The sequence below is a fragment of the Pseudoxanthomonas sp. X-1 genome, assembly GCF_020042665.1.
In the GTDB taxonomy this organism is placed as follows: domain Bacteria; phylum Pseudomonadota; class Gammaproteobacteria; order Xanthomonadales; family Xanthomonadaceae; genus Pseudoxanthomonas_A; species Pseudoxanthomonas_A spadix_A.
The window spans coordinates 4,337,115-4,362,885 of sequence record NZ_CP083376.1; the positions used below are offsets into that span (position 1 = coordinate 4,337,115).

Sequence of the window (25,771 nt, forward strand, 5' to 3'; positions counted from 1 at the left end):
TGAATGCTTGCTTTTACGTGTTTACTCCGGCGCGCGCACCTTGCGCCCCAGCGCGCGCAGCACGCCGTAGATCAGCACCAGGATCAGCAGCGCCACGCCGATGGCCTGCCATTCCTTGCGCGTCAGCGTGGTCACGATGGCCGCCATCGACCCGACCGCCAGCACCGGCACCAGGGGCCCGCCCCACAGCACGAAGGGCTCGCCGCGCTCGCGCAGGTCCAGGCGCTGGGCCTGCCAGGCGGCGACGGAGACCAGCAGGTAGACCAGGCAGTTGGCGCCGCCGGAGACCAGCACCAGCGCATCGAAACTGCCGCCCAGGGCCAGCGCCAGCGCGATCGACGCATGCACCGCCAGCGCCAGCAGCGGCACGCGGTGGCGCGCGCTGACCCGGGCGAAGGCCGACGGCAGGAAACCATCGCGCCCCAGCGCGAACAGCGAGCGCGAGGACGCCAGCAGGTTGCCCAGCACGAAGCCGGCCATCGATACGCAGGCGGTGATCAGCAGCAGCGCGCGCGCCGGTGCCCACAGCGCCGCGGCGGTGTCGGCCAGCGGCACGCCGCTGTGCGCCAGCGCGGGCCCGAGCAGGCCCTGGCTGACGATCTGCAGTCCCAGGTACAGCACGACCACCAGCAGGATGGCCGCCAGCGTCGCGCGCGGCACGTTGCGCGACGGGTCGCGCACCTCGCCCGAAGGGATCAGCGCGGTCTCCACGCCCGAATAGGCGAAGATCACCAGCACCATCGACATGCCCAGCGCGCTCCACGACGGCACCTCGCCCGGCAGAAAACTGACCTGGCTGCAGTCCACGAACCAGATCCCGCAGGCCACCAGCAGGAACAAGGGCGTGAGCTTGACCGTGGCCAGCACCGCGATCGCGCGCGCGCCCAGCTTGACGCCGAAGGCGTTGAGCGCGAACAGCACCGCGTACAGCGCCGCGATCAAGCCCATGCGCGCGCCCGGCCCGGCGAGCGACGGCACCAGGTTGGCGACCTGGGTGGCGAAGGCCGCGGCCACGCCCGCGCTGGAGGCGACGTTGCCGATCCACATCAGCGCGCCGGTGATGAAGCCGGCGAACGGGCCGAACGCGGTGCCCACATAGGTGTACGGCCCGCCGGTGGCGCTGGCGCGGCTGCCGATGGCGGCGAAGCACAGCGTCACCGGGATCACCGCCAGCGCGCCGACCAGCAGCGCCAGCGGCGCGGCCGGGCCCATCTGCAGCGACAGCGCCGCCGGCATGCGGAAGATGCCGCCGCCGACGATGATGTTGATCACCGCGGCGGTCAGGGCGAAGGCGCCCACGGCGCGGATCAGGGCGGCATCGCCCTGCAGGGGTCTGGTCGGGGTGGGGGCGGACATGGGCGACGCGCTGGGAAGACGCGGCAGCGTCGCATGCCGGCCCGCGCCATGCCATGGTCCGCGCGCTTCGCGTGGAATACGGCGTTGCCCGGGCGTCGTTGAGCGGGCCCGAATGCCGCGCGCATCATCGCCTCCGCTTCCGTTGCGAGTGAGGAGGTGTTCGATGCTTGCGCTGACAGGTCTGCTGCTGGCCGGGATGCTGGCCACCCCGACGCCCGTGTCGCCCGATCCCGCGCTGGCCAGGCGCCTGGACGCCGTGCTCGACACGGCCGTGTCGGAACAACGCATCGTCGGCGCGGTGGTGCTGGTGGCCCGCGATGGCCAGGTGGTGTACCGGCGCGCGGTGGGCCAGGCCGACCGCGAGGCCGGCACGCCGATGACGCCGGACACGCCGTTCCGGCTGGCGTCGATGACCAAGCCGGTGGTGACGCTGGCCGCGCTGCGCCTGGCCGAACAGGGCAGGCTGGAGCTGCAGGCGCCGGTGACGCGCTATCTGCCGTGGTTCCGGCCGCGGCTGGCCGATGGCACCGCGCCGCCCATCACCGTGGCCCAGCTGCTCACCCACACTTCCGGGCTGGGCTACCGCTTCGAGGAGCAGGCCGACGGGGCGTATGCGCGGCTGGGCGTGTCCGACGGGCTGGACGATACCGGCCTGAGCCTGGAGGACAACCTCAGGCGCCTGGCGCGGGCGCCGCTGTACTTCCCTCCGGGCCAGGGCTGGCGCTATTCGCTGGGCATCGACGTGGTCGGCGCGGTGATCGAACAGGTCACCGGCACGCCGTTGCCGGAGGCCGTGCATGCCCTGGTGACCGGGCCGCTGCGGCTGGACCACCTCGCCTTCGTGGCCGCGCCCGGCGCGTCGCTGGCCGTGCCCTATGCCGACGGCCGCCCGCCGCGGCGCATGACCGAGAACATGGACGTGCCCCTGCCCGAAGGCCTGGGCTCGGCGGTGCGCTTCTCGCCCAGGCGCGCCTTCGACGCCAAGGCCTTCCCGTCCGGCGGCGCCGGCATGATCGGCACCGCCGACGACTACCTGCGACTGCTGGAGTTCGTGCGCACCGGCAGCGGCGGCCCGCTCAAGCCCGCCACGCTGGACGACGCGCGCCACGACCATGTCGGCGCCCAGGCGCAGACGCAAGGCCCCGGCTGGGGCTTCGGCTACGGCTGGGCGGTGCTGGACGATCCGGTCGCCGCGCAAAGCCCGCAGGGCAAGGGCACGCTGCAGTGGGGCGGCGCCTACGGACACACCTGGTTCGTCGACCCGGCGAACAGGCTCAGCGTGATCCTGCTGACCGACACCGCCTTCGAGGGCATGTCCGGCCCGCTGGTCGGCCAGGTGCGCGACGCGGTGTACGGCCGCGAACCTGCGCCTTCGTCCCCCTAGGCGGACAGACTGTTGTTCCTGCGCAGGGGCAACCCATGACCGTTGGCTCTGGGGCGCGAAAGCCGCCGGTTCGCGCCCGCGCTGAACGGCGATCGGAGGTGTCAGCGGCGCTGGGTCGCGACACACGTCCAGTGCGCGGGTCTCCGCCGCGGGAGCGCTGGCGACGCTACGGGCATGGCTCGGCGGCCAGCCGCTCGCGCAGGAAGTCGATGAACACCCGCAGCTTGGGCGCCAGGTGTTCGCGCTGCGGGTAGTAGACATACCAGCCCGGGAACGGCGCCTGCCAGTCGTCCAGCACGCTGCGCAGGCGGCCGGCGGCGATGTCCTCGCGCACCTGCCAGGCGAACACCTGCCCCAGCCCCAGTCCGCGCCGCAGCGCGTCCAGGCCGAGCACGGTGTCGTTGACCACCAGCGGGCCATCCACCTCCACCTCGAAGTCGCGGCCGTCGCGGGTGAACTCCCAGGGCTGCAGCCGGCCGTCGCTGCGGCGCCAGCGCAGGCAGGCGTGCGCGGCCAGGTCATCGGGCGTGGCCGGCACGCCATGCCGCTCCAGGTAGGCCGGCGCGCCCACGATGGTCTGCCGCTGCAGCGGCCCCAGCGGCAGCGCCACCATGTCCCGCTGCAGGCATTCGCCCAGGCGGATGCCGGCGTCGAAGTGGCCCTCGACGATGTCGGCCAGCCGGCGGTCGACGAACAGCTCCACCGTCACCTCCGGGTAGCGGGCCAGGAACTCCGGCAGGTACGGACACACCAGCTGCTCGGCCGCCACCGCCGCCAGGTTGATCCGCAGCGTCCCGGCGGGCCGGTCGCGCAGGAAGTCCAGGTCGGCGAAGGCGGCGTCGATCTGCTGCAGGCCGGGCGCGACCCGCTGCAGGAAGCGCTCGCCATGCTCGGTCAGGCCCACGCGGCGGGTGGTGCGCGCCAGCAGGCGCACGCCCAGCTGGCCCTCCAGCGCGCGCACGCTCTGCGACAGCGCCGAGGTGGACACGCCCAGCTCGGCGGCGGCGCGGGTGAAGTTGCCGTGCCGGGCCACGCAGGCGAAGGCGACGACGGCGGGCAGCGGATAGGCGGCCATTGTGAAGTCATGCTTCAAGGATGATCCGGATCATCCCGGTTTATCGGCAGATCCGCCAGTTCCAGACTGTCGCCCTCCCCTCACGAGGCCCTGCCATGTCCCTGAACCACTACCGTCTGCTCGGCCGCTCGGGCCTGCGCGTCAGCCCGCTGTGCCTGGGCACCATGACCTTCGGCGCCGACTGGGGCTGGGGCGCCGACGAAGCCGACGCACGCCGCCTGTTCGACACCTATGTCGATGCCGGCGGCAACTTCCTCGACACCGCCAACATCTACACCGACGGCAGCTCGGAGACCCTGCTGGGCCGCTTCGCCGCCGGCCGGCGCGACCGGCTGGTGATCGCCAGCAAGTACTCGCTCAACCCCTTCCCCGGCGACCCCAACGGCGGCGGCAACCACCGCAAGGCGCTGATGCAGTCGGTGGAGGCCAGCCTCAGGCGGCTGGGCACCGACTACCTCGACCTGCTCTACCTGCACATCTGGGACGGCACCACGCCGGTGGACGAGGTGATGCGCGGCTTCGACGACCTGGTGCGCGCCGGCAAGCTGCTCTACGCCGGCATCTCCGACACGCCGGCCTGGCAGGTGGCGCGCATGCAGACCCTGGCCGAGCTGCGCGGCTGGGCGCCGCTGGTAGCCCTGCAGATCGAGTACTCGCTGGCCCAGCGCACGGTCGAACGCGAGCTGGTGCCGATGGCCGCGGGCCTGGGCCTGTCGGTGCTGGCCTGGTCGCCCCTGGCCATGGGCATCCTCACCGGCAAGTACACCCGCGCCGACCTGGAGCGCGCCCGGGCCCAGGGCAGCGGCAATACGCCCGGCGGCGACGGCGGCCGCGGCGCGGTGGCCTATTCCCACGCGATGTTCGACGAACGCACGCTGGCCATCGCCGAGGTGGTCAAGACCGTGTCCGGCGAAACCGGGCATTCGGCGGCGCAGGTGGCGCTGGCTTGGCTGCTGCAGCGCCCGGATGCGCCGATCCCGATCATCGGCGCACGCACGCCGCAGCAGCTGCAGGACAACCTGGGCGCGCTCGACGTGCGCTTGGACGCCGACCAGCTGCAACGCCTGGACGGGGTCAGCGCGGTGGCGCTGGGCTTCCCGCACGACTTCGCGCGCAGCCCGATCCCGCAGCAGCTGGTGTTCGGCGGCACGCGGGTCCAGCCGCGTTGATTCCCGCGGCAGGCTCGTCGCCACGCCCGCTCAGCACGAGGAACGTCGCGTGACCACATCCCCATCGTCGAAGGCCGCAGTGGCCGCGGGCCTGGCGGTAGACGGCGTCGAGACGGCCGCCTTGCCGGGCCAGACCCCGCTCGCCGAGGCCGAGGCGGCCGGCATCGCGCAGATCGGGGCGCTGATGGGACCGACGCAGGCGCAGGCGATCCGCGCCCTGGCCGACGCCCCGGACACCGCGCTCACCGGCCGTGGCGCGGCCATCGCCTTCGCCGAGATCTACCGTGCCGATTCCGCGCTGGACCTGAAGACCCGCGAACTGGTCACCGTGGCCGTGCTGGCCAGCCTGGGCCACGCCGAGCCGCAGCTGCGCCTGCACCTGCGCGCGGCCCATGCCGCGGGCGCCACCCGCGCGGAGCTCTTCGCGGTGCTCGACCAGCTGTACGCCTACGTCGGTTTCCCTACCGCGCTCAACGCCATCGCCGTCGCCCGCGAGGTGCTGGACGCGCCATCGCCTTAAAGTCAGGCGGACACCGGCACACGTGTCCGCATCTCCCCTTCAAGGAGCCTCCGCATGAAAACCCGCACCCTCGGCCGCAACGGCCCCACCGTCTCCGCCCTCGGCCTGGGCTGCATGGGCATGAGCCACGCCTACGGCACCGGCGACGACGCCGAATCGCTGGCCACGCTCGACCGCGCGCTGGAACTCGGCATCGACTTCTGGGACACGGCCGACATCTACGGCCCGCACACCAACGAGACCCTGCTCGGCCGCGCGCTCAAGGGGCGGCGCGAGCGGGTGTTCCTGGCGACCAAGTTCGGCTTCGTCGCGGGCAGCGGCCAGTTCGGCGCCGGGCAGGGCCCGCGGGTGGATGGCTCGCCGGCCTATGTCCGCCAGGCGGTCGAGGCCAGCCTGGCGCGCCTGGGCACCGACCACATCGACCTGTACTACCTGCACCGGCTCGACCCGGCCACGCCGATCGAGGACACCGTGGGCGCCATGGCGCGCCTGGTGGAGGAAGGCAAGGTGCGCCATCTGGGGCTGTCGGAAGTCTCCGCGTACACCTTGCGCCGCGCGCAGGCCGTGCATCCGATCACCGCGCTGCAGAGCGAGTACTCGCTGTGGACGCGCGAGCTGGAAGGCAACGGCGTGCTCGAGGCGGTGCGCGAACTGGGCATCGGCCTGGTGCCGTTCTCGCCGCTGGGGCGCGGTTTCCTCACCGGCGCCATCGCCACGCCGGACCAGCTGGACGCGGACGACTTCCGCCGCAAGAACCCGCGCTTCCAGGCCGAAGCGCTGGCCGCCAACCTGCGCCTGGCCGACACCGTCAAGGCGGTGGCCGCCGAGGTCGGCGCCACCCCCGCCCAGGTCGCGCTGGCCTGGGTGCTGGCACAGGGTGGGCCGGCGCGCGCCGCGGATGGCCGCAACGAACTCCACATCGTCCCCATCCCCGGCACCAAGCGACGTAAGTACCTGGAGGACAACGTCGGCGCGGTGGACGTGCGGCTGGACGCCGACGCGCTGGCCAGGCTGGAGGCGGTGTTCGTGCCCGACGTGGCCGGCCCGCGCTACGGCGCGACCGAGGCGGCGATGGTGGACCGGGCTCCTTGATCGCCCGTCGCGGGCCGTGTCTCCAGGACGCGTCCCGCAGAGCGGGGCATCGGCGCGCAGGAAACAGTGCGGCGCACCCATGTGCACCGTCGCCTACGCACCCGCACCAGACAATGACGACGGATCACCGCGCGCCCGCGGCCGCTGCACCGACTTTTCCACAGGAGCATCCCATGAAAACCCGCACCCTCGGCCGCAATGGCCCCACCGTGTCCGCCCTCGGCCTGGGCTGCATGGGCATGAGCGATTTCTACGGCGCGCGCGACGACGCGACCTCGATCGCCACCATCCACCGCGCCCTGGACCTGGGCGTGACCCTGCTGGACACCGCCGACATGTACGGCCCGCACACCAACGAGGAGCTGGTGGGCAAGGCGATCCGCGGGCGTCGCGAGGCGGTGTTCGTCGCCACGAAGTTCGGCATCGTGCGCGACCCGGCCAACCCCCAGGCGCGCGGGATCAACGGCAGCCCCGCGTACGTGCGCGCCTCCATCGAGGGCAGCCTGCGCCGCCTGGGTACCGACCACGTGGACCTGTACTACCAGCACCGCGTGGACCCGACCGTGCCGATCGAGGACACCGTGGGCGCGATGGCGCGGCTGGTGGAGGAAGGCAAGGTGCGTTACCTCGGCCTGTCCGAGGCCGCGCCGGAGACGCTGCGCCGCGCGCATGTCGTGCATCCGATCACCGCGCTGCAGACGGAGTACTCGCTGTGGACGCGTGATCCGGAGGAGAACGGCGTGCTGGCCACCGTGCGCGAACTGGGCGTGGGCTTCGTGCCGTATTCGCCGCTGGGGCGCGGCTTCCTGAGCGGCGCGATCAAACGGCCGGAGGATTTCGACGCCGACGATTTCCGCCGCCACAACCCGCGTTTCCAGGGCGAGAACTTCGCCCGCAACCTGGCGCTGGTGGACAAGGTGCGCGCGCTGGCCGAGGCCAAGGGCGTCAGCGCCAGCCAGCTGGCGCTGGCCTGGGTGCTGGCCCAGGGCGAGGACCTGGTGCCGATTCCGGGCACGCGCCGCATCGCCAACCTGGAGGAGAACCTGGGCGCCATCGACCTGGTGCTGGATGCGGCGGACCTGGCTGCGATCGACGCGGTGTTCCCCATCGGCGCCGCGGCGGGCACGCGCTACCCCGAGCAGAGCATGGCGGCCTTGAACCGCTGAGCCGCGCGACTAGACTGCCGGGTTTGACTGGATAAGGAACATCCCATGGCGCACCGCTCCCTCGTCCTGCTGGCCGCGCTGTCGATCGCAGCGGCCTCGCCCGGCCTGAAGGCCGCGGTCGTCACCGCCCAGTCCGCCCATGACGCCAAGGACTGGAAGACCTGCGCGGCCTTGAACGCTCAGGCGGCGGACCGGCCGGTGCCGGTGTCCGGCGCGGCCTACGATGCGGCGTGCTGCCTGGCCCAGGCGGGCGACCGGGACGGCGCGTTCGCGCGGCTGACGAAGACGCCTTCGGACAGGTTGCCGGGCGTGGACCAGATCAAGACCGATGCCGATCTGGCGTCGCTGCACGACGATCCGCGCTGGCAGCCGCTGCTGGACAAGCTGGCCGGTGACCAGCGCGAACGCGAAACGCATTACGACGTGGCCTTGCGCAAGGAACTCGACAAGCGCGTCGCCAAGGATCAGGAGCTGCGCAACCGCACCAACGAAGGTGGCCAGGACCAGGCCCTGATCGAACAGATCCTGGCCACCGATCGCGACAACACCGCCTGGCTCAAGCAGGTCGTGGCAACGCAGGGCTGGCCGCCGATCAGCAAGGTCGGCCGGGACGGCGCGCAGAACGCATGGCTGCTGGTCCAGCACGCCGACCTCGACCCGGCCTTCCAGGAACAGGTGCTGGCGCTGATGCGGACGGCGGTGGCCCAGGGCGAGGCCTCCGGCGCCAACCTGGCCTATCTCACCGATCGCGTGCGCGTGGCGCAGGACAAGCCGCAGGTGTACGGCACGCAGTTCCACGAGGTCGACGGCATGCTCGAACCCCGACCGATCGAGGACCTCGCCCACGTGGACGAGCGGCGCGCCGCCGTCGGGCTGGGCACGATGCAGGACTACGTCGCCCAGGGCGAAAGCGCGTTGCACCGCAGGATCCGGTGGCCGGCGCCGGCGGCCGCGCAGTAGGGCTCCGGCGTCGGGCTTAAAATGCCCGCATGAACACCCCACAAGATTCACTGCTCGGTCGCGAGGTCGCCTACCCCTCGCACTACGACCCGGCGCTGCTGTTCCCGATCCCGCGCGCGGCCGCCCGCGCCGAGATCGGCCTGGACGCAGCCGCCCTGCCCTTCACCGGCCACGACCGCTGGCACGCCTACGAACTGGCGTGGCTGGACACGCGCGGCAAGCCGCAGGTCGCCACCGCCACGCTGACCGTGCCGGCCGATGCGCCGAACCTGATCGAGTCCAAGTCGCTCAAGCTCTACCTCAACTCGCTCAATGCCGAGCGCTTCGAGACCCTCGATGCGGTCTGCGAACGCGTGGCGGCCGACCTGTCCACGCGCGCCGGCGGCGCGGTGACGGTGCAGGCCGGCCTGCCGCCCTTCGGCGAGCAGCCTGGCACGCTGCTGGATGCGCTGGAGCTGGATATCGACGACTACGGCCCGCCCAACCCCGCGCACCTGGCGGCCGACGCGGACGACCCGGCCAGCGAGACACTCGTCTCGCACCTGCTCAAGTCCAACTGCCCGGTCACCGGCCAGCCGGACTGGGGCACGGTGGTGCTGCGCTACGACGGCCCGCGCATCGACCATGCCGGCCTGCTGCGCTACCTTGTGAGCTTCCGCGACCACGCCGGCTTCCACGAGCAGTGCGTGGAGCGCATCTTCGCCGACGTGTCCGCGCGCTGCGCCCCGCAGCGCCTGTCGGTGGAGGCGCGCTACACCCGCCGCGGCGGCCTGGACATCAATCCCTGGCGCATCACGCCCGGCTGGGACGCCGGCATCACCGCCCCGATCCGCGAACTGCGGCAGTGACTCGCTGGGTGGGAGCAACTGTCTCCTCAACTCCAGCAGCCGCACTTCTGTAGAGCGGAGCTTGCTCCGCTGGGGCGTTCCCCACGAACCGAACGAAGAGCAGCGGAGCTAGTTCCGCTCTACAGGTGGGAGCCGCCATGGCGACGATGAGGCTTCACCCAAGCGCCCACCACCACGACCCAGCATTCACCGCTTCCCGCTACGCGCCATGCTGGCGAAGACGCCATCGCGACGCACCCAGGCGTGGAACAGCGCGGCGGCCAGGTGGCCCAGCACGGTGGCGAACAGCACATAGGCCAGCACCGTATGCGCCGGGCGCAGCAGCGTGTACAGGTCGGCGCTGTGCGGCGCGATCGGCGGCAGATGCACGCCGCCGAACAGCACGATCGGATAGCCACCGGCCGACAGCATCCCCCAGCCGATCAGCGGCATGGCGAACATCAGCCCGTACAGCAGCCAGTGCGAGGCGTGCGCGGCCAGCTTCTGGATCGCCGGCAGGTCGGCCGGCAGCGGCGGCGGCGGGCTGCGCAGCCGGTTGACCAGCCGCACCACGACCAGCAGCAGGATCGCGATGCCCAGCGGCCGGTGCAGGTCCAGCAGCGTCGGTCGCCAGGCCAGCGAGACCACCATGCCGGCGCCGATGAACAGCATCGCCAGGATCATCGCGGCCATCAGCCAGTGCAGCGCGCGCGCCAGCGCGTCGAAGTGTCCGTAGCGGTTCATTTCGCCTCTCCGTTCGCGGCGCCGGTGGCTTCGGGCGCCTGGCCCGTGCCGATTTCGTGTTCGCGGCGGTTGAAGGAGACCGAGTACACCGCCGAGCGCGCCGCCAGGATCGGATCCTTCGACGGCGCCATGCCGTCGGGCAGCACCGTCGGGTCGTAATTGATGTCGCGGCAGCCGCCGGTGTCCTGCGGCGAGGTGGCGGTGAAGGTCACCGTGCCGGCGACGACCTGGGTGCGGTCGTCGGGCCAGGGCTGCGAGGGATCGTCGATCGGATCGCCGTCGCCGGCCTCGGTGACGACCAGATCCCACTTCACCGGGCCCTTGGCCAGGCGCGCATCGAACTCTTCGCTGAGGAAGTCCGCGTCGGACTGCGCGCGCTGCGCTTCGCTGAGCGCCTCGAACGGCGCCTGCGGCCGCAACGACCAGCGCACGGCATGGCGCTCGCCCTGCGCATTGGTGAACCAGAAACTGTTGACGCCGTTGAACTGGGTGTTGGCCCAGCTGTTGGACCACGGCGCCGACTTGGCCCAGGCCAGGAACTTCCTGGCTTCCGGATACTGGGCCAGGAACGCGGCCATCTTGGCCGGGTCCGGCTTGCCGGTGGCCGGGTCGGGCGCCGAGGCGAGGTTCTGAGCCTGGAAGCCTTCCGGCGTGGCGACCACGAAGAACGGAAAGCTGTTCATCGCCGTGCGCCATTCCTGGCCGTCATCGGTCTTGAGCAGCAGCGCGACGCTGCGCACGCGGGCCTTGCTGTCGGCGCCATGCGGATCGCCGCCGGCGATCGAAAGCCGCCCCAGGATCGGGGTGCTGGGCTGGGTGAACACCCGCGCCTTGGACAGCTGCGGCGCCTGCGCGCTTGGCGCGAACGCGCCGGTCACGCAGACGCCCTTGGTGTGGGCGCGGCGGAAGCCTGGATGCGGCTTGCCGGCCTCGATGGTGTCGGTCATCTGCTGCGGGGTCAGGCCGCGCCCGAACCAGCCGCCGACCCAGGCGAAGGCCAGGGCCAGGACGGCGACGATGGCGGAGATCCCGGCCAGCGCAGGCACGGCGCTGCGCTTGGGCGGGGGTGCGGGAGGCTGGGACATGGGCGGACCTGGCAATGGCGGGGGGTGCAGGTAGGACGTCGGGGCGGAGGATTTATTCCCGACCCGCGGCGCAGCGCTTTTTTGCCCCCTCCCGTTCGCGCGCGGCGTGAAGGGGAGCTCGAAGTCCCGATCTGGCGAATGGGGGAGGGGCGCCTTGGCTTTCCGCAAACGCACAAGCCCCCTCACCCGGTCCTCCCCTTCGCTGCGCGAAAGGGAGGGGCGGTTCGCGGCGGCTTCGAGGGTCCATGCGCCTTCGGACCCGCTGCTCACGCAAAGCCATCCATTCGGGAATACCCTGCGTCCTGATTCGTCCTATCCATCTCCCCCGCGACGCCTGGCTGCCATGCCCACGCCCACCGACCTCGACGACAGCACGCTGCGCACGCTGATCCCGCGTCTGCGCCGGTTCGCGCGCTCGCTGGTGCACGAGCCCGCCGCGGCCGACGATCTGGTCCAGGCCACTCTGGAACGCGCGCTAACCCATGCCCGCGGCCGGCACACGCCCGACGCGCTGCAGGCCTGGCTGTTCTCGATCCTCTACCGGCAGTTCATCGACGAACATCGCCGCGGTCAGCGCTGGCGCCGGCTGGCGCGGCTGTTCGGCGACGGTGACGCCGAGACCGCGCCCTCGGCCGAACGCGTCGCCACCTCGCACGCCACGCTGGCCGCCTTCGACACCCTGCCGTCCGAGCAGCGCGCGCTGTTGCTGCTGGTCAGCGTGGAGGGCTTCAGCTACCGCGAGGTCGCCGACACGCTGGGCGTGCCGATCGGCACGGTCATGTCGCGCCTGGCCCGCGCGCGCCAGGCGCTGCGCGCGGCCAGCGATACCGAGCCCAAGCCGGCGCGGCCGGCGCTGAAGGTGCTGCGATGATCCACCTGGCACCCAGCGAAGCGGACCTGCACGCCTACGTCGACGGCCAGCTCGACGCGGCCGCGCGCGCCGAGATCGAGCGCTGGCTGGCCGCCCATCCCGAGCGCGCGGCGGTGGTGGCCGACTGGAAGCGCGATGCCGAGCGCCTGCGCGTGCAGCAGGCGCTGCCCGAACACTGGCCGGCCAACCCACTGCTGGACCCGGCCCGCCTGCGCCGCCAGGTCCGCGCACGACGCAGAACCCGCTTGGGGATGGCCGCGGCGATGGCGCTGTCGCTATGTCTGGGCGTCGGCCTGGGCTGGCAGGCGAAGCAGGCGCAGAACCCGATCGCGCGCCTGCCGATGGCCGATGCGGTGGCCGCCTACCGGCTGTTCGCGGCCAGCGACACGCCGGCCTCGCTGGACAGCGCCTCGCCGGCACAGCTGCGCGAGTGGCTGGCCGTGCACTTCGGCGCGCTGGACCAGGTGCCGGACCTGTCGGCCCAGGGCTTCCACCTGGTCGGCGGCCAGCGCCTGTCCACCGAGCAGGGCGCGGCGGCCATGCTGGTCTATGCCGACGCGCAGGGCACGCGCCTGGGCCTGTACGTGCGCCCGGGCGGCTGGTTCCGCCGGCCCGGAGAGCGCCGTGACGGCGAGCTGCTGGCCCAGTACTGGTCGCGCGGCAACGCCAGCTTCGCGGTGGTCAGCCCGTTCGACGACACGCGCGCCCGCAGCGTCGCCTCGGCGCTGGCACCGCGCGGCTGAGACGCGCTTGGCTGGGTCGGGCCGTTGGCTTGGCGGGAGCCGCCAAGCACAGCCCGCGGATCAGGCTGCCTGCGCGGCGTTGATCTCCACCGTGACGTGCACCAGCTCCTCGTGCACCGCCAGCGCCGCGCGCACCGCCTGCGGCGACAGCCCGGCCGCGCTGACCAGGGAGACGATCGCCGCATACTGGCCGCGTCCGACGCGCCACACATGCAGGTCGCTGATCGCCGTCGGCTGCGGCAGCGCGGCGATCACCTCGCGCACTTCCTCCACCACCGGCGCATCCATCTCCGCATCCAGCAGCACCCGGCCGGTGGCGCGCAGCAGGCCGACGGCCCACACCGTGACCAGCACGGCGCCGGCGATGCCCATCACCGGATCCAGCCAGGCCGCGCCGAAGAAACGCCCGGCCAGCAGCGCGGCGATCGCCAGCACCGAGGTGGCGGCATCGGCCAGCACGTGCAGGTAGGCGGCGCGCAGGTTGAGGTCGGCGTGATGGTCGTAATCGCCGTGGGCGTGCGCATGCCCATGGTGAGCGTCGCGGTGGTGCGCGTGGTCGTGGCCGGGATGGTGATGGGCGTGGTCGTCCTTCAGCCACCACGCGCAGACCAGGTTGACCGCCAGGCCCAGCACCGCCAGCACGATGGCCTGGTCGTAGCGGATCGGCAGCGGATCGACCAGGCGCTGCACCGACTGCCAGGCCATCAGCAGCGCCACGCACAGCAGCAGGACCGCGCTGGTGTAGCCGCCGAGGATCTCGATCTTCCAGGTGCCGAAGGCGAAGCGCGCGTCGCGCGCGTAGCGGCGCGCCGCCGCGTAGGCCAGCAGCGACAAGCCCAGCGCCAGCGCGTGCGAGCTCATGTGCCAGCCGTCGGCCAGCAGCGCCATCGAGTTGAAGATCCAGCCGCCGGCGATCTCGGCCACCATCATCAGCGCGGTCAGCACCACGGCGCGGCGGGTGTTGCGCTCGCCGGCGGCATTGCCGGTGACGAACTGGTGGTCGTGGCGATGCGCATGCAGCGCGTGATCGAGGGACATGGGCCCATCCGGGTGTAGGATACCCCCCCATGGTATACGCGAGCCCCACCTCATGTCGCATGTGATCCACGACGCCCCGCGCCTGACCCCGCGCGTGAAGCGCCTCAAGGGCCAGGTCGCCGCCCTGGAGAAGGCGCTGGCCGGCGAGCCCGAATGCCTGGCCGTGCTGACCCAGATCGCCGCCATCCGCGGCGCGGCGCAGAGCCTGCTGCTGGAGGTGCTGGAAGGGCATATGCAGTCGCACGTGGCCGAGGAGAAGAACCCCGCCGCGCGCCGCGCCGAGGTCGCCGCGCTGAACAAGATCCTGCGCTCGTATCTCAAATAGCGGGATGCCGGGCGACGGCGTTGCCGGCATCGGCACGCGCGCGCAGGCATGCTGTGCGCCCCTGGTGTCGCCCTGGACCTGCGCGTGCCCGATCTGCATTTCTATCGCCCCGCCGACGGCCACGGCCTGGCGCACGATCCCTTCAAGGCCATCGTCGCGCCGCGGCCGATCGGCTGGATCGGCTCGGTCTCGCCCGAAGGCGTGCGCAACCTGGCGCCCTACAGCTTCTTCAACGCCTTCGGCGACACGCCGCCGCTCATCGGCTTCAGCAGCTCGGGCTGGAAGGACAGCGTGCGCAACATCCAGGCCACCGGGGTGTTCACCTGGAACCTGGCCACCGCCGCACAGGCCACGCAGATGAACCAGAGCTCGGCGCCCTTCCCGGCCGAGGTCGACGAGTTCGAACGCAGCGGCCTGGAGGCCCTGCCCGGACGCGTGGTCGATGCGCCGTTCGTGGCCGGCACGCCGGCCGCCTTCGAGTGCCGGCTGACCCAGCTGATCCAGCTCAATGACGCACAGGGCCGCGCGCTGCCGCAGTGGCTGGTGCTGGGCGAGGTGGTCGGCGTGCACATCGACCGGCGCTTCCTGGTCGATGGCGTGTACGACACCGCCGCGGCCGCGCCGATCCTGCGTGCCGGTGGACCGGGCGCGTATGTGCGGGTCGGCCCGGAGGCCATGTTCGACATGCGCCGTCCGACCAAGGCATGAGCGCACGCGAGTCGCTGCTGCTGTTGCCCGGCCTGCTCAACGATGCCGAGCTGTGGCATGCGCAGCTGGAGGCGCTGTCCGACCTGGTCGACTGCCAGGTCGGCGACCTGACCCAGGGCGAGCACCTGCACGCGGTGGCGCAGCAGGTGCTGGCGGCCGCGCCGCCGACGTTCGCGCTGGCCGGCTTCTCGCTGGGCGGCTACGTGGCGCAGGAGATCCTGCGCATCGCCCCGCGGCGGGTCACACGGCTGGCGCTGCTGGACACGTCCTACCTGCCCGACACGCCGGCCCGCGCCGAGCAGCGGCGCGCGCAGCAGGACGCGGTCCGGCGCGGTGCCTTCCATGGCTTCGGCGAGGCGCTGATGCGGGCCTACACCGATCCCTCGCACCACGGCGATGCCGCGCTGCTGGCGCGCATCCGCGGCATGACCCAGCGCCTGGGCGCCGAGGTCTTCCTGCGCCAGAGCGCCTTCGCGCGCGTGGACGGCAGCGCGGTGTTGCGCGCCTTCGATCGGCCGGCGCTGGTGCTGGTCGGCGAACACGACGCGATCACCCCGCCGGCCGTGCACGAACAGATGGCCGCCCTGCTGCCCGACGCCACGCTGGTGCGGGTGGCGCAGTGCGGGCACCTGAGCCCGCTGGAGCAGCCCGACGCGGTCAGCCGCGCCCTGCGCGACTGGCTGTTGCGCTAGCGGCGACGCGGGCGACACACGCCCGCCAAACCGGCTGCCTATGCTCCGCGCACGCCACGCGTGAGCCGATGCCGATGTCGATGCCGTCCTTCCTGCGCCCCTGCAGCGGGCTGCTGTTGCTGCTCCTGGCCGGCCTCGCCCAGGCCGAGGTCTATCGCCTGGACGCCCCGCCCGAACGCGCGCCCGGCGACGCCGAACCGCGCAGCCGTCCGCTGGGCGAGCTGGCGCTGAACAACGGCGTGCGCCTGCCGGCGATGCTGCTCATCGCGGCCGATCCGATGGAAGACAGCGGCTGGAGCACCGCGGACGCGCCGCCGCTGACCCTGGACGCCACGCTGGCCCCCGCCCTGGCCGCCCGGCTCACCGCCTGGGCCACCCCGCGTGGCTGGCTGCTGGTGCCACGCGGCTGGCAACCGGCGCGCGGCGCGCTGGGCGTGGACGGCTCGGCTGCGATCGCCTTCCTCGCCCAGGACGGTCAGGGCGAGGTCTCGCTGTACGACGCCGGTGCCTGCGTGGGCTGTGCGATCAGCGCGGCGAGCGCCTTCTTCGCCCAGGCCCGCGAACAGGGGCGCAAGGAGGACTTCTCCGTCTACGAAGGCGCCGGCCCGGACCTGAAGACCACCACGCTGGGCCCGCACACATTGGGCTACCACAGCCAGGCCGGCGCCCTGTCGGTGGATGGGCTGGCCTGGTTCGACGGCCAAGCCGACCTGCCCTACCACGACCTGCGCGTGCGCCTGCCATCGGATCAGCATGCCCTGGCCCGCGCCATCCTCGACTGGCGCCTGCCGGAGAGGGACGCGCGCTGAGCGCGGAACGCTGGGCGCGGGCGGTGGCGAGCGGTGGCGAGCGGCCCAGTAGCAGGAAGGCGCAAAAAAGAACGGCCGCCTCGCGGCAGCCGTTCAGTGGGCCAATGACGCGCCTCAGCCCTTGATGCACAACACCTGGCGCAGCGTGTGGACCACCTCCACCAGGTCGGCCTGCGCCGCCATCACCGCATCGATGTCCTTGTAGGCGGCCGGCGACTCGTCGATCACGCCCTGGTCCTTGCGGCATTCGACGTGCGCGGTGGCCTGGCGGTGCTCGGCCAGGGTGATGCTGGCGCGCGCCTGGGTGCGACTCATCACGCGGCCGGCCCCATGGCTGCAGCTGTGGAAGCTCTCGGCATTGCCGCGGCCACGCACGATATAGCTGCGCGTGCCCATGCTGCCCGGGATGATGCCCAGCTCGCCCGCCCTGGCGCTGACCGCGCCCTTGCGGGTCACCAGCAGCTCCTGCCCTGCGTGCGTCTCCTTCTGCACGTAGTTGTGGTGGCAGTTCACCGCCTGCGCCTGCAGCTGGAACTTCGGCAGGCGGTGGCGCATCTCGGCCAGCACCCGCGCCATCATCGCCTCGCGGTTCTCGCGGGCGTAGTCCTGTGCCCACGACACCGCCTCCACGTAGTCGTCGAACAGCGGCTCGCCTTCCATGAAGAAGGCCAGGTCCTTGTCCGGCACGTGATAGCCGAGCACACGGTGCGCCAGCTGCTCGCGCGCACGTTCGATGAAGTACGTGCCGATGAGGTTGCCGGTGCCGCGCGAGCCGCTGTGCAGCATCACCCACACCGCGCCCGTCTCGTCCAGACATAGCTCGATGAAGTGGTTGCCGCCGCCCAGCGTGCCCAGCTGGCCGTCCAGCTTGTCGGTCCGGATCCCGCGGTGCCTGGCCTTGATCGCGTCCAGGCGCACGGCCAGCCCCGACTGCGCCACGCGCGTGCCGATGCTGTCGGGCAGACGGTGGTGTTCGCCGCCGCGCCCGTTGCCGACCGGCACGCTGCGCTCGATGCTGTTGCGCAGCTGGGCCAGGCTGTCGGGCAGATCCTCGGCCCGCAGCGTCGTGCGCACCGCGGCCATGCCGCAGCCGATGTCCACGCCGACCGCGGCCGGGATGATCGCGCCGCGGGTCGGGATGACCGAGCCGACCGTGGCCCCCTTGCCCAGGTGTACGTCCGGCATCACCGCCACCCATGGCCCGACGAAGGGCATGGCGGCGATGTTGCGCAGCTGCGCATGGGCCTGTTGCTCCAGCGGCACGCCGCGCACCCAGCCCTTGATCGGCGTGGCGCTGCCATCGGCGTGCAGCAATTCGAATGTACTCATCTGTTTCACCTTGATCCTTGGTTGAACCCGCACGCGCCGCGTCCTTGCGGCGCGTGCGGGGTGTTGCTACTTCAGCGTGACCAGCTGCTTGAGCACGCCATCCAGGCCGCCGAACACGGTCAGGCGATCGATCTTCTCGGTGACCTTCTCCAGCGCCTCCAGCTCCTTCAGGCGCATCAGCACCGGGCTCTCCTCCACCAGCCTGGCGGTATTGAGCAGCGAACGCGTCGCGTTGGCTTCCTCACGACGACGGATGACATTGGCCTGGGCCTGCTTGTCGGCCTGCACCACCGCGTTGAGGATCTGCCGCATCTCGCCGGGCAGGATCACGTCCTTGATGCCCACGCCCAGCACCTCCACGCCGAACGCGTCGAGCTTGCCGCGCACGGCGGCGAAGATCTCCGCATCCAGTCCAGTCTTGTCGCCCAGCAGTTCGTCCAGGGTCCTGGAGGACACCGCCTTGCGCAGGCCGTACTGCAGCTCGCGATACAGCTGGTCGACGTACTTGGCCACCCTGGTGCGCGCGGCGACCGGGTCGGTCACGCGCACGCTGGCGGCCAGGTTGACGCGCAGCGAGACCTTGTCGCGGGTCAGCAGCTCCTGGCCCTGCACCTCGACCGCCTGCACGCGCAGGTCGATCAGGTCCACGACCACGTTCTTCTGGAAGTTCCAGAAGGCCGTGCTGCCCGGCGCCAGCGTGCGCGCCAGCTTGCCGTCGATGAACACCAGGCCGGCGAACTCCGCCGGCACGTCGGCCACCACCGCCTGCCTGGACAGCGCGCCGAGCTGACGCAGGCGCCGCATGACCTCGGCCGGGACTTCCAGGCCGGCGGCCAGCGGCAGCGCGCGCACTTCCACGTCGACCGGGCCGCGCCAGTACAGCTTGCGCGTGCCGGGCGGCAGCACGTCTTCGAGCTTGCCGTTCTTCATGACCAGGCCGATCTCATCGGCGCCCAGGTCGGCCAGCACAAAGCTCGCGTCCAGGCGCGCGCCCAGCGCGGCGATCAGCACCTCGCTGTCCTTGCCGGCGTACTCGGCCGGCACGGTCGGATGCACGCGCACCTCGATCTTGTTGAAGGGGTCGAACAGGCGGTACACGCCCGGATCGAGCACCCGCTGGAATTGACGATCCGCGAACACCAGGCCGCGTTCGCCGTCACCGATCACGACCCGCTTGGTCCAGAACATGGCACTTTCTCCTTGTGGTCTGGTGTCGTCGATCGAAAGAGGCAAGCCCGCACGCAGATCGACGAAGACGCGCGGACGACGCCTGCGGCACCGCGCCGCAGGCAGGAGGAAAAAGGTGGAAACACCCCTGGACGTCGACCGCACGGAGCGTGAGGCGCGCGATGTGCCGGGGCCGACGGCGCCGCAGCGCGCGCACCGCGATGCATTGCGATGCGCGCGTTCCGACCTCCGTTGCCGCGACCCACGCGGGCCTCGGCCCGGTGCGAGCGCCGCTGCGCCGCGCCTGTCGCCCGGCGGTCCTTCGCCGGGGCGACCCCGCTTGCGCACGGGGTGTTTCCTGGTGGGCTTGCGCCCGGTGTCATGACGTGAAAGGTCATGTGCTCTTTCGAGCGTGGAGCGGGATTCGAACCCGCGACAAACAGGATCAAGTCCTGTCGCTCTACCCAACTGAGCTATCCAGTGGTGGGCGTCCAGGTCTCGAACCTGACCCTCCGGGTCGCCCCGGCGCTCTCTCCAGGTGAGCTACCGCCCGCATCGTCGTGGCCGCATTCCCGTGTGCTTCCGGCATACGCCACGGCAACGCCGCGCGCACCGGCCGGAATCCAAATCCGGGCCGCTGGAAACATCAGGCAATACGTCCCCGATTACCCGCGCAGATCCGCGGATAATGTGGTGCGTCCGATCGGTTAATCGGACGAGTTAATGATGGATTCCCGCCCCGCGCCACCCGCGCTGGAGCATCACCACGCGGCGCACATGCGCCGGTTGCAGCCGCGCCCTTGCCTCAGGGCGTGCGCCAGCACGCCCGGATGCTCCAGGGCAGAACCTGTCGGTTCCGGATCGGAAAGCCATGTTGGTGGGTCGTGCGTGGCCGCACGCAAACGCCTTTGCGAATGCCTGGAAAAAGAAAAACCCCCGGGTTTTCAGGACCCGAGGGCATTCGCAGTGCCTCGGGAGATCGCCGGTGGCCGATCTCCCGTGGAGTCGACCGGCGTCAGCGGTTGTCCGCCTTGTGCGCGCCGTGCGCCGCTTCCAGCGCACGCAGGCCCGCGACGCGCAGCAGCTGCGTCATGCGGATGATCTGGTGGCGTGGCTGGAAGTTCATGGTCTTGGATTCGATGGATTGAAACGCAGGCGTGTCCTGCGATGGGCGCTCACGATACACCGCACATAATCGACGCGCAAGCACTTTTCGAAAAATAAATCGACCGCCGAGATAATCGACGCGATACGCAGCTGCGGCTGCATCATCGCCGGGCGCCGCCATGGCGGCGCCCGGTGGATCGATCAGGCTTTCGGCGCCAGCAGTTCGAACTGCACCGCGCTGCCGTTGGCCGACGAGTCGGTGACCCACAGATCGAACAGGCCGGGCTCGGCGCCGAACACCAGGTCCGTGCCGGTGAAGGCCAGCAGATGGCGGTCCAGCTGGAACCGCACCTGCGCCGATTCGCCGGCCAGCAGCGCGATCTTGTTGAAGCCCTTGAGCTCGCGCACCGGGCGCACGCGGCTGGCGACGCGGTCGTGCACGTACAGCTGCACCACGGTCTCGCCCGCCACCGCGCCGGTGTTGGTGACGGTGGTGGTGATCTCCAGCGTCTCGTCCCAGCCCAGCTGCGCCGTGGACAGCTGCGGCGTGCCGTAGGCGAAAGACGTGTAGGACAGACCATGGCCGAAGGGATACAGCGCGTCCGCAGTGAACTCGCGCCAGCGCGACTTGTATTCGTGCACATCCGGCAGCTCGGGACGGCCGGTGCGCGGGCGGTTGTAGAACAGCGGCTGCTGGCCGGAGTCCTGCGGGAAGCTCACCGGCAGGCAGGCGGAGGGGTTGTAGTCGCCGAACAGCACGTCGGCCACGCCATGCCCGGTCTGGCTGCCCAGGAACCAGGTCACCGCGATGGCCCGCGCGTCGCGCACGGCGCCCTGCAGCGCCAGCGCGCGGCCGTTGCGCAGCAGCACCACCAACGGCTTGCCGGTCGCCGCCAGCGCTTCGGCCAGGGCCTGCTGCGCGGCCGGCACGACGATCTGCGTGCGCGACTGCGCCTCGCCGCTGTAGCGCTGCGGCTCACCGATGGCCAGCACCACCACGTCGCTGGCCCGCGCGGCGGCGACGGCGGCCTCGATGCCGCCCTCGATCGCCGCTTCCAGCCCGCAGCCGTCTTCGACGACCAGCTGCGCGTCCTCGCCCAGCGCGGCGCGCACGCCGGCTTCGAGGGTGACATAGCGCGACTTGTCGCCGAACAGCGTCCAGCAGCCCTCGATGTTCTCGCGGTCGCGCACGAAGGGACCGATCAGCGCGATCTTCTGGCCCTGCCTGCGCAGCGGCAGCAGCGCATCGTCGTTCTTCAGCAGCACGATCGAACGCCGCGCCGCGTCGCGCGCCAGCGCTTCATGCGCGGCCAGATGGGTGGTGTCGGCCTCGCGCACGGCATCGAGCGAGCGATACGGGTTGTCGAACAGGCCGATCTGCTCCTTGACCCACAGGACGCGGCGCACGCCTTCGTCCAGCTGCGCCATCGACACCTCGCCGCTTTCCACCAGCGCGCCCAGATGCCGCTCGTAGAAGCCGCTCTGCATGCTCACGTCCAGGCCGGCGGTGAACGCACGACGCGTGGCGTCGCGCTCGTCGGCCGCATAGCCATGCGCGATCAGCTCCATGTCGGCGGTGTAGTCGGACACCACCAGGCCGGGGAACTGCCAGGCGCCGCGCAGCAGGTCGGTCATCAGCCAGCGGTTGGCGCTGGCCGGCACGCCATTGATGTCGTTGAAGGCGCTCATCACCGTGATCGCGCCAGCGTCGAAGGCGGCCTTGAACGGCGGCAGGTGGACGTCGCGCAGGGTCTGCTCGGAGATGTCCACGCTGGCGTACTCCAGGCCGCCGGCCACCGCGCCATAGGCGGCGAAATGCTTGGGCGCGGCCAGCAGGCAGTCCTCGGCGCGCAGCCCGGCCTGGCCCTGGAAACCCTGCACGCGCGCGGCGGCGAAGGCGCAGCCCAGCACCACGTCCTCGCCGGCGCCCTCGGCACCGCGGCCCCAGCGCTGGTCACGGGCGACGTCCACGGCCGGGGCGAAGGTCCAGTGGATGCCGGCGGCGGTGGCTTCGACGGCGGTGGCGCGCGCGGTCCGGCGCGCCAGGTCGGGCTCGAAGCTGGCCGCCTCGCCCAGCGGGATCGGGAACACCGTGCGCATGCCGTGGATCACGTCCGAGCCGAACAGCAGCGGGATGCCCAGGCGCGACTCTTCCAGCGCGATGCGCTGGGCCTCGCGCCCCTGGGCGGCGCCGACGCCGTTGAACAGCGCGCCGATCCGCCCGGCGCGGATGCCTTCGCGCACCTGCGCCGCGTCCAGTGCATTGGCTTCCGGGTTCACGTCGGGGGCGAACGGCCGCAGCGCGTCGGCAAAGATCCCAAGCTGGCCCACTTTCTCTTCGACCGTCATCTGCGCGATGAGGGCTTCAATCCGTTCGGAGTTCGACATCCGGTCTCGCCGTGAAAACGTTTTCAGACATTCTAGGCCAAGCCCGTGGGATGCCAAGCCCCCGGGTGCTCCAAACGGACAAGGCTGCACCCGGTCGGTGCCATCTGTCGAGACGCCGATGAGCGCGCGGTCACGGTCGGTGGTCGGCGTGGGATTGGAATGGTCCTTCTGGCTCGCAGCAGGCAAGCGCTACGGCCGCCGACAACGCACTCCCGTCGTTCCCGCGAAGCAGCCCGGGGACGTTGCTTGCCGCAAACGGCAACGCGGGGTTTCCGCCGCTGCGATGGCGTTATCGGGAAAGCTTCGCCGCCGTGGCGCTTCCACAATTCCTGACGCAGCGCCCACCCTTAATGCAGCTGCTGCGGACCTTCGTCCTCGCGGCGCTCGGGCGGGTCACCGGCCTGGACCGGACAGGGTGGCTCGCCGCTGCCTGGCGGCAGCGGCAGGAAGTCCTCCGACTCGTGGGACGGTCCGGGATGGATGAACCAGCGATTCGCGATGCTCACGACGACCTCCTCGCGCCGCGATGCCGGAGGGCGGCGCGCTGCGGAATGTCCATCCGGCCTCGTCATGCGCGGGTGCACGCCCTGCCTGCGAACCTTCACGCCGCGCAACGGTTTACGCCCGCCTCAGGGGGCGCTGGCCTCGTCCAGCGCCTGGACCTGTTCCGCCGTCAGGGTCAGCTGCGCCGCGCGCAGGATCTCGTGCAGCTGCTCGACGCTGCTGGCGCTGGCGATCGGCGCGGTGATCGAGTCGCGCGCCATCAGCCAGGCCAGCGCGATCTGCGCGGGCCTGGCGCGCTGCTGGGCGGCCACTTCGTCCAGCGCCGCCAGGATCCGGCGGCCGCGGTCGTTGAGATACTGCTTGACCGCCGTCTCGCCGCGCGGGCTCTTGGACGCATCCGCCGGGTCGCGGTACTTGCCGGTCAGGAAGCCCGACGCCAGCGCGTAGTAGTTGATCACGCCCAGGCCCTGCGCCTTGGCCAGCGGCTCCAGCGTCTGTTCGTAATCGGCCCGGTCGTAGAGGTTGTATTCCGGCTGCAGCGTCTCGTAGCGCGGCAGACCCTGCGCCTGCGCCACTTCCAGCGCTTCGGCCAGGCGCTTGGCGCTGTAGTTGGATGCACCGATCGCGCGCACCTTGCCCTTCTCGATCAGCCGCGCGAAGGCGCCCAGGGTCGCTTCCAGCGGAATCGAGGGATCGTCGGCATGCGCCTGGTACAGATCGATGGTGTCCACACCCAGGCGCCTGAGCGACTGGTCCACCGCGGTCTCGATGTTGTCCGGCGACAGGCCCGGCAGCTCGTTCCACTTGCCGACCTTGGTGGCGATCACCACCTGGTCGCGCTTGCCGCTGGACTTGAGCCACTGGCCGATCAGCGTCTCCGATTCGCCACCGCGGTTGCCGGGCACCCAGGCCGGATAGACATCGGCGGTATCGATGAGGTTGAAGCCGCCGTCGACGAAGGCATCGAGCAGCTTGGCCGTCCCGGCCGCGTCCTTGACGCTCCAGCCGAACACGTTGCCGCCGAAAGCCAGCGGCGCGACGGTGAGACCGCTCCTGCCGAGCGGACGTTGCGAAATGGTCATGTGGCACTCCTGTCCTGGACGTGGGGGGAGAAACGAAGGACGCCCTACGGTAGGCCGCGGCCGTTTAACGTCGCGTCCACGCCTGGTGACGTCCACACGACATGCTAGGCTCGCGCGCACCTTCGCTGATGGGATGTGCTCATGCGCAGATCGCTTGCCGTTCTCACCCTGTGCGCCGCGCTGGCGCCGGTGGCCCTCGCACAGCAGGCGAGCCCGCCGTCCCCTGTGGCGCCCGCGCTGCAGGCCAGCCTCGATGGCAGCTGGCGCAAGCCGGACAATGTCGAACGCGACAAGTACCGCCATCCCGGCCAGACCCTGACCTTCTTCGGCGTGCAGCCGCACGACACGGTCATCGAGATCACCCCGGGCAACGGCTGGTACTCGGAGATCCTGGCGCCGTATCTGCAGGCCGAGGGCCAGTACATCGCCGCGGTGGTCGACCCGGCCGCGGTCGCCGAATCCTCGCGTGCCTACCAGCAGAAGGCCGCCGATAGCCTGCAGGCGCTGTTCGACGCCGATCCGGCGCATTACGGCAAGGCCAGGCTGGTGCGCTACTCGCCAGCCGCCCCGGTGTTCGGCCCGGCGGGCTCGGCCGACGTGGTGCTCACCTTCCGCAACGTGCACAACTGGCGCATGGCCGACAACGCCGAGGCGATGTTCAAGGGCTTCTATGCCGTGCTCAAGCCCGGCGGCACGCTGGGCGTGGTCGAGCATCGCGCCAAGGGCGACGTGGCCGACGACGACAAGAGCGGCTATGTCGGCCAGGCGCAGGTGATCGCGCTGGCCACCGCGGCCGGCTTCCGGCTGGAGGCGCAGAGCGAGATCAACGCCAACCCGCGCGACACCAAGGACTACCCCGGTGGCGTGTGGACGCTGCCGCCGACCAACAAGCATCCGCCGGCCGACGACGCCAGGTACCGCGCCATCGGCGAAAGCGACCGCATGACGCTGCGCTTCACCAAGCCCTGAGGCAGGAGCATCCGGCATGCACGGGCGAGCCCTGCTGACCGGCGCGGTCGCGCTGCTGGGTGCGGTGCTGGCCGCGATGGCCGTGCTGATGCTGGCGACGGCGGTCGCCGGCCAGGTCGCGCAGGGACAGACCGGGTGGATCTTGCAGGCGATCGGCCTGCTGCTGTTTGCCGCCCCGGCGCTCGTATGGCCCTTCTCCTCGCGCGTGGCGCGCGCCCTGCTCTTCCTGGCGCTGTCTGCACTGGCACTGCTGGCGCTCTGGCTTGTCTTCTGGCCGCAGGGCGTCCCGGAGGTGCCGGTACTGACACGGATCGCGGTAATCGCGTTCGCCGTGCTGCTGGTCGTTCGCATGTGGATCTCGGCACGGCGGAGCCGGACGGCACCGGCAACGGGGGCGCGGGAATGATCCGGTTCGAGACCGAGGAGAAGGCGGCGATCGTGCGCCGGATCCAGCTGTACTTCGATCAGGAGCTGCGGCAGGAGATCGGCCGCTTCGATGCGGAGTTCCTGCTGGACTTCTTCGCCGAGGAGATCGGCGGATACTTCTACAACCGCGGCCTGTACGACGCGCAGGCCGTGCTGGCCGCGCGCGTGGATGACCTCAACGAGGCCATCGTGCAGCTCGAGAAGCCGACCGAGTTCCACAAATAGCGGTACTCGC

Annotated in this window: 27 protein-coding genes and 1 tRNA gene; 16 read left to right on the forward strand and 12 right to left on the reverse strand. The window is 71.2% G+C overall.

Annotated elements, in window-relative coordinates; translation table 11 throughout:
- Window positions 1–21: 21 nt before the first annotated feature.
- Complete coding sequence (locus tag LAJ50_RS19375; RefSeq protein WP_138653550.1) at window positions 22–1,356, reverse strand: APC family permease; 1,335 nt, start codon at window positions 1,354–1,356, stop codon at window positions 22–24.
- 163 nt (window positions 1,357–1,519) lie between these two features.
- Between LAJ50_RS19375 and LAJ50_RS19380 the strand changes: the two genes are divergently transcribed.
- Entirely contained in the window at window positions 1,520–2,740 is a 1,221-nt protein-coding gene (locus tag LAJ50_RS19380; protein ID WP_205961534.1) for a serine hydrolase domain-containing protein, read from the forward strand.
- A gap of 166 nt (window positions 2,741–2,906) precedes the next feature.
- Here the strand turns inward: LAJ50_RS19380 and LAJ50_RS19385 are convergent, their stop codons facing one another.
- A complete protein-coding gene (locus LAJ50_RS19385; protein WP_138653552.1) occupies window positions 2,907–3,815 on the reverse strand; it encodes a LysR family transcriptional regulator in 909 nt (302 codons plus the stop codon).
- A 95-nt stretch (window positions 3,816–3,910) separates the two neighbouring features.
- Between LAJ50_RS19385 and LAJ50_RS19390 the strand changes: the two genes are divergently transcribed.
- The 6 genes from LAJ50_RS19390 to queF all read left to right on the forward strand — a co-directional run bounded on the left by LAJ50_RS19390 (window position 3,911) and on the right by queF (window position 9,570).
- The gene (locus LAJ50_RS19390) at window positions 3,911–4,984 is read left to right on the forward strand and encodes an aldo/keto reductase (RefSeq protein WP_138653554.1); all 1,074 of its coding nucleotides are present in this window, start codon (window positions 3,911–3,913) and stop codon (window positions 4,982–4,984) included.
- A 49-nt stretch (window positions 4,985–5,033) separates the two neighbouring features.
- Window positions 5,034–5,504: a carboxymuconolactone decarboxylase family protein gene (locus tag LAJ50_RS19395; protein ID WP_224096402.1), complete on the forward strand. Its 471-nt coding sequence runs from the start codon at window positions 5,034–5,036 to the stop codon at window positions 5,502–5,504.
- Window positions 5,505–5,558: 54 nt separating this feature from the next.
- Window positions 5,559–6,596 carry an aldo/keto reductase gene (locus tag LAJ50_RS19400; protein ID WP_138653556.1) on the forward strand — a complete coding sequence of 346 codons (1,038 nt, stop codon included), beginning with the start codon at window positions 5,559–5,561 and terminating at the stop codon, window positions 6,594–6,596.
- Between the two features lie 173 nt (window positions 6,597–6,769).
- Complete coding sequence (locus LAJ50_RS19405; protein WP_138653558.1) at window positions 6,770–7,762, forward strand: aldo/keto reductase; 993 nt, start codon at window positions 6,770–6,772, stop codon at window positions 7,760–7,762.
- Window positions 7,763–7,807: 45 nt separating this feature from the next.
- Window positions 7,808–8,722, forward strand: coding sequence for a DUF6624 domain-containing protein (locus LAJ50_RS19410; RefSeq protein WP_138653560.1), 915 nt, complete (start codon window positions 7,808–7,810; stop codon window positions 8,720–8,722).
- 29 nt (window positions 8,723–8,751) lie between these two features.
- Entirely contained in the window at window positions 8,752–9,570 is an 819-nt protein-coding gene (gene queF / locus LAJ50_RS19415) for an NADPH-dependent 7-cyano-7-deazaguanine reductase QueF (RefSeq protein ID WP_138653562.1), read from the forward strand.
- A gap of 186 nt (window positions 9,571–9,756) precedes the next feature.
- Here queF and LAJ50_RS19420 read toward each other — a convergent pair whose 3' ends face one another.
- Window positions 9,757–10,293 (reverse strand): cytochrome b/b6 domain-containing protein, encoded by a 537-nt coding sequence (locus LAJ50_RS19420; protein WP_138653564.1) that lies wholly within the window; start codon window positions 10,291–10,293, stop codon window positions 9,757–9,759.
- Window positions 10,290–11,378: a catalase family peroxidase gene (locus LAJ50_RS19425; protein ID WP_138653566.1), complete on the reverse strand. Its 1,089-nt coding sequence runs from the start codon at window positions 11,376–11,378 to the stop codon at window positions 10,290–10,292. The genes LAJ50_RS19420 and LAJ50_RS19425 overlap by 4 nt, the downstream gene beginning before the upstream one ends.
- A 343-nt stretch (window positions 11,379–11,721) precedes the next feature.
- Between LAJ50_RS19425 and LAJ50_RS19430 the strand changes: the two genes are divergently transcribed.
- Window positions 11,722–12,249 carry an RNA polymerase sigma factor gene (locus tag LAJ50_RS19430; protein WP_130551545.1) on the forward strand — a complete coding sequence of 176 codons (528 nt, stop codon included), beginning with the start codon at window positions 11,722–11,724 and terminating at the stop codon, window positions 12,247–12,249.
- Window positions 12,246–12,992, forward strand: coding sequence for an anti-sigma factor (locus tag LAJ50_RS19435; protein WP_138653568.1), 747 nt, complete (start codon window positions 12,246–12,248; stop codon window positions 12,990–12,992). Before LAJ50_RS19430 ends, LAJ50_RS19435 begins: the two co-directional genes overlap by 4 nt.
- 60 nt (window positions 12,993–13,052) lie before the next feature.
- On the opposite strand, the gene dmeF is transcribed toward LAJ50_RS19435, so the two are convergent.
- Window positions 13,053–14,030 (reverse strand): CDF family Co(II)/Ni(II) efflux transporter DmeF, encoded by a 978-nt coding sequence (gene dmeF, locus LAJ50_RS19440; RefSeq protein ID WP_138653570.1) that lies wholly within the window; start codon window positions 14,028–14,030, stop codon window positions 13,053–13,055.
- Window positions 14,031–14,082: 52 nt separating this feature from the next.
- Here dmeF and LAJ50_RS19445 point away from each other — a divergent pair, with 52 nt between their 5' ends.
- From LAJ50_RS19445 to LAJ50_RS19460, 4 genes are all read left to right on the forward strand, one after another.
- Window positions 14,083–14,355, forward strand: a complete 273-nt coding sequence (locus LAJ50_RS19445) for a metal/formaldehyde-sensitive transcriptional repressor (protein ID WP_130551542.1) — start codon at window positions 14,083–14,085, stop codon at window positions 14,353–14,355.
- A 78-nt stretch (window positions 14,356–14,433) separates the two neighbouring features.
- The gene (locus LAJ50_RS19450; protein ID WP_205956132.1) at window positions 14,434–15,063 is read left to right on the forward strand and encodes a flavin reductase family protein; all 630 of its coding nucleotides are present in this window, start codon (window positions 14,434–14,436) and stop codon (window positions 15,061–15,063) included.
- Window positions 15,060–15,755, forward strand: a complete 696-nt coding sequence (locus LAJ50_RS19455) for an alpha/beta fold hydrolase (RefSeq protein WP_138653572.1) — start codon at window positions 15,060–15,062, stop codon at window positions 15,753–15,755. Before LAJ50_RS19450 ends, LAJ50_RS19455 begins: the two co-directional genes overlap by 4 nt.
- 74 nt (window positions 15,756–15,829) lie before the next feature.
- A complete protein-coding gene (locus tag LAJ50_RS19460) occupies window positions 15,830–16,564 on the forward strand; it encodes a DUF4850 domain-containing protein (RefSeq protein ID WP_165424141.1) in 735 nt (244 codons plus the stop codon).
- Window positions 16,565–16,678: 114 nt separating this feature from the next.
- Here LAJ50_RS19460 and LAJ50_RS19465 read toward each other — a convergent pair whose 3' ends face one another.
- The 7 genes from LAJ50_RS19465 to LAJ50_RS19495 form a co-directional block, all read right to left on the reverse strand.
- Window positions 16,679–17,893: an RtcB family protein gene (locus LAJ50_RS19465; RefSeq protein WP_130551538.1), complete on the reverse strand. Its 1,215-nt coding sequence runs from the start codon at window positions 17,891–17,893 to the stop codon at window positions 16,679–16,681.
- Window positions 17,894–17,959: 66 nt separating this feature from the next.
- The gene (locus tag LAJ50_RS19470; RefSeq protein ID WP_130551537.1) at window positions 17,960–19,081 is read right to left on the reverse strand and encodes a slipin family protein; all 1,122 of its coding nucleotides are present in this window, start codon (window positions 19,079–19,081) and stop codon (window positions 17,960–17,962) included.
- Window positions 19,082–19,541: 460 nt separating this feature from the next.
- Window positions 19,542–19,612, reverse strand: a tRNA-OTHER gene (locus LAJ50_RS19475).
- A 463-nt stretch (window positions 19,613–20,075) separates the two neighbouring features.
- Complete coding sequence (locus LAJ50_RS19480; RefSeq protein ID WP_138653574.1) at window positions 20,076–20,348, reverse strand: hypothetical protein; 273 nt, start codon at window positions 20,346–20,348, stop codon at window positions 20,076–20,078.
- A gap of 20 nt (window positions 20,349–20,368) precedes the next feature.
- The gene (locus LAJ50_RS19485) at window positions 20,369–22,555 is read right to left on the reverse strand and encodes a glycoside hydrolase family 3 N-terminal domain-containing protein (protein WP_138653576.1); all 2,187 of its coding nucleotides are present in this window, start codon (window positions 22,553–22,555) and stop codon (window positions 20,369–20,371) included.
- A 347-nt stretch (window positions 22,556–22,902) separates the two neighbouring features.
- A complete protein-coding gene (locus tag LAJ50_RS19490; protein WP_165424140.1) occupies window positions 22,903–23,061 on the reverse strand; it encodes a hypothetical protein in 159 nt (52 codons plus the stop codon).
- A gap of 123 nt (window positions 23,062–23,184) precedes the next feature.
- Complete coding sequence (locus LAJ50_RS19495; RefSeq protein ID WP_130551534.1) at window positions 23,185–24,141, reverse strand: aldo/keto reductase; 957 nt, start codon at window positions 24,139–24,141, stop codon at window positions 23,185–23,187.
- A 141-nt stretch (window positions 24,142–24,282) separates the two neighbouring features.
- On the opposite strand from LAJ50_RS19495, the gene LAJ50_RS19500 reads away from it, so the two are divergent.
- From LAJ50_RS19500 to LAJ50_RS19510, 3 genes are read left to right on the forward strand one after another with little or no spacing between them, the layout of a single operon-like run.
- Window positions 24,283–25,110 (forward strand): class I SAM-dependent methyltransferase, encoded by an 828-nt coding sequence (locus tag LAJ50_RS19500; RefSeq protein ID WP_130551533.1) that lies wholly within the window; start codon window positions 24,283–24,285, stop codon window positions 25,108–25,110.
- A 16-nt stretch (window positions 25,111–25,126) separates the two neighbouring features.
- Complete coding sequence (locus tag LAJ50_RS19505; protein ID WP_130551532.1) at window positions 25,127–25,516, forward strand: hypothetical protein; 390 nt, start codon at window positions 25,127–25,129, stop codon at window positions 25,514–25,516.
- The gene (locus LAJ50_RS19510) at window positions 25,513–25,761 is read left to right on the forward strand and encodes a DUF2164 domain-containing protein (RefSeq protein ID WP_130551531.1); all 249 of its coding nucleotides are present in this window, start codon (window positions 25,513–25,515) and stop codon (window positions 25,759–25,761) included. Before LAJ50_RS19505 ends, LAJ50_RS19510 begins: the two co-directional genes overlap by 4 nt.
- Window positions 25,762–25,771 lie beyond the last annotated feature (10 nt).

Coding starts and splice junctions, on each gene's coding strand:
- LAJ50_RS19375 (WP_138653550.1), bottom strand. CDS start 1,356: ATGTCCGCCCCCACCCCGACCAGACCCCTGCAGGGCGATGCCGCCCTG.
- LAJ50_RS19380 (WP_205961534.1), top strand. CDS start 1,520: ATGCTTGCGCTGACAGGTCTGCTGCTGGCCGGGATGCTGGCCACCCCG.
- LAJ50_RS19385 (WP_138653552.1), bottom strand. CDS start 3,815: ATGGCCGCCTATCCGCTGCCCGCCGTCGTCGCCTTCGCCTGCGTGGCC.
- LAJ50_RS19390 (WP_138653554.1), top strand. CDS start 3,911: ATGTCCCTGAACCACTACCGTCTGCTCGGCCGCTCGGGCCTGCGCGTC.
- LAJ50_RS19400 (WP_138653556.1), top strand. CDS start 5,559: ATGAAAACCCGCACCCTCGGCCGCAACGGCCCCACCGTCTCCGCCCTC.
- LAJ50_RS19405 (WP_138653558.1), top strand. CDS start 6,770: ATGAAAACCCGCACCCTCGGCCGCAATGGCCCCACCGTGTCCGCCCTC.
- LAJ50_RS19410 (WP_138653560.1), top strand. CDS start 7,808: ATGGCGCACCGCTCCCTCGTCCTGCTGGCCGCGCTGTCGATCGCAGCG.
- queF (WP_138653562.1), top strand. CDS start 8,752: ATGAACACCCCACAAGATTCACTGCTCGGTCGCGAGGTCGCCTACCCC.
- LAJ50_RS19420 (WP_138653564.1), bottom strand. CDS start 10,293: ATGAACCGCTACGGACACTTCGACGCGCTGGCGCGCGCGCTGCACTGG.
- LAJ50_RS19425 (WP_138653566.1), bottom strand. CDS start 11,378: ATGTCCCAGCCTCCCGCACCCCCGCCCAAGCGCAGCGCCGTGCCTGCG.
- LAJ50_RS19430 (WP_130551545.1), top strand. CDS start 11,722: ATGCCCACGCCCACCGACCTCGACGACAGCACGCTGCGCACGCTGATC.
- LAJ50_RS19435 (WP_138653568.1), top strand. CDS start 12,246: ATGATCCACCTGGCACCCAGCGAAGCGGACCTGCACGCCTACGTCGAC.
- dmeF (WP_138653570.1), bottom strand. CDS start 14,030: ATGTCCCTCGATCACGCGCTGCATGCGCATCGCCACGACCACCAGTTC.
- LAJ50_RS19445 (WP_130551542.1), top strand. CDS start 14,083: ATGTCGCATGTGATCCACGACGCCCCGCGCCTGACCCCGCGCGTGAAG.
- LAJ50_RS19455 (WP_138653572.1), top strand. CDS start 15,060: ATGAGCGCACGCGAGTCGCTGCTGCTGTTGCCCGGCCTGCTCAACGAT.
- LAJ50_RS19460 (WP_165424141.1), top strand. CDS start 15,830: ATGTCGATGCCGTCCTTCCTGCGCCCCTGCAGCGGGCTGCTGTTGCTG.
- LAJ50_RS19465 (WP_130551538.1), bottom strand. CDS start 17,893: ATGAGTACATTCGAATTGCTGCACGCCGATGGCAGCGCCACGCCGATC.
- LAJ50_RS19470 (WP_130551537.1), bottom strand. CDS start 19,081: ATGTTCTGGACCAAGCGGGTCGTGATCGGTGACGGCGAACGCGGCCTG.
- LAJ50_RS19480 (WP_138653574.1), bottom strand. CDS start 20,348: ATGGCGGCGCCCGGCGATGATGCAGCCGCAGCTGCGTATCGCGTCGAT.
- LAJ50_RS19485 (WP_138653576.1), bottom strand. CDS start 22,555: ATGTCGAACTCCGAACGGATTGAAGCCCTCATCGCGCAGATGACGGTC.
- LAJ50_RS19495 (WP_130551534.1), bottom strand. CDS start 24,141: ATGACCATTTCGCAACGTCCGCTCGGCAGGAGCGGTCTCACCGTCGCG.
- LAJ50_RS19500 (WP_130551533.1), top strand. CDS start 24,283: ATGCGCAGATCGCTTGCCGTTCTCACCCTGTGCGCCGCGCTGGCGCCG.
- LAJ50_RS19505 (WP_130551532.1), top strand. CDS start 25,127: ATGCACGGGCGAGCCCTGCTGACCGGCGCGGTCGCGCTGCTGGGTGCG.
- LAJ50_RS19510 (WP_130551531.1), top strand. CDS start 25,513: ATGATCCGGTTCGAGACCGAGGAGAAGGCGGCGATCGTGCGCCGGATC.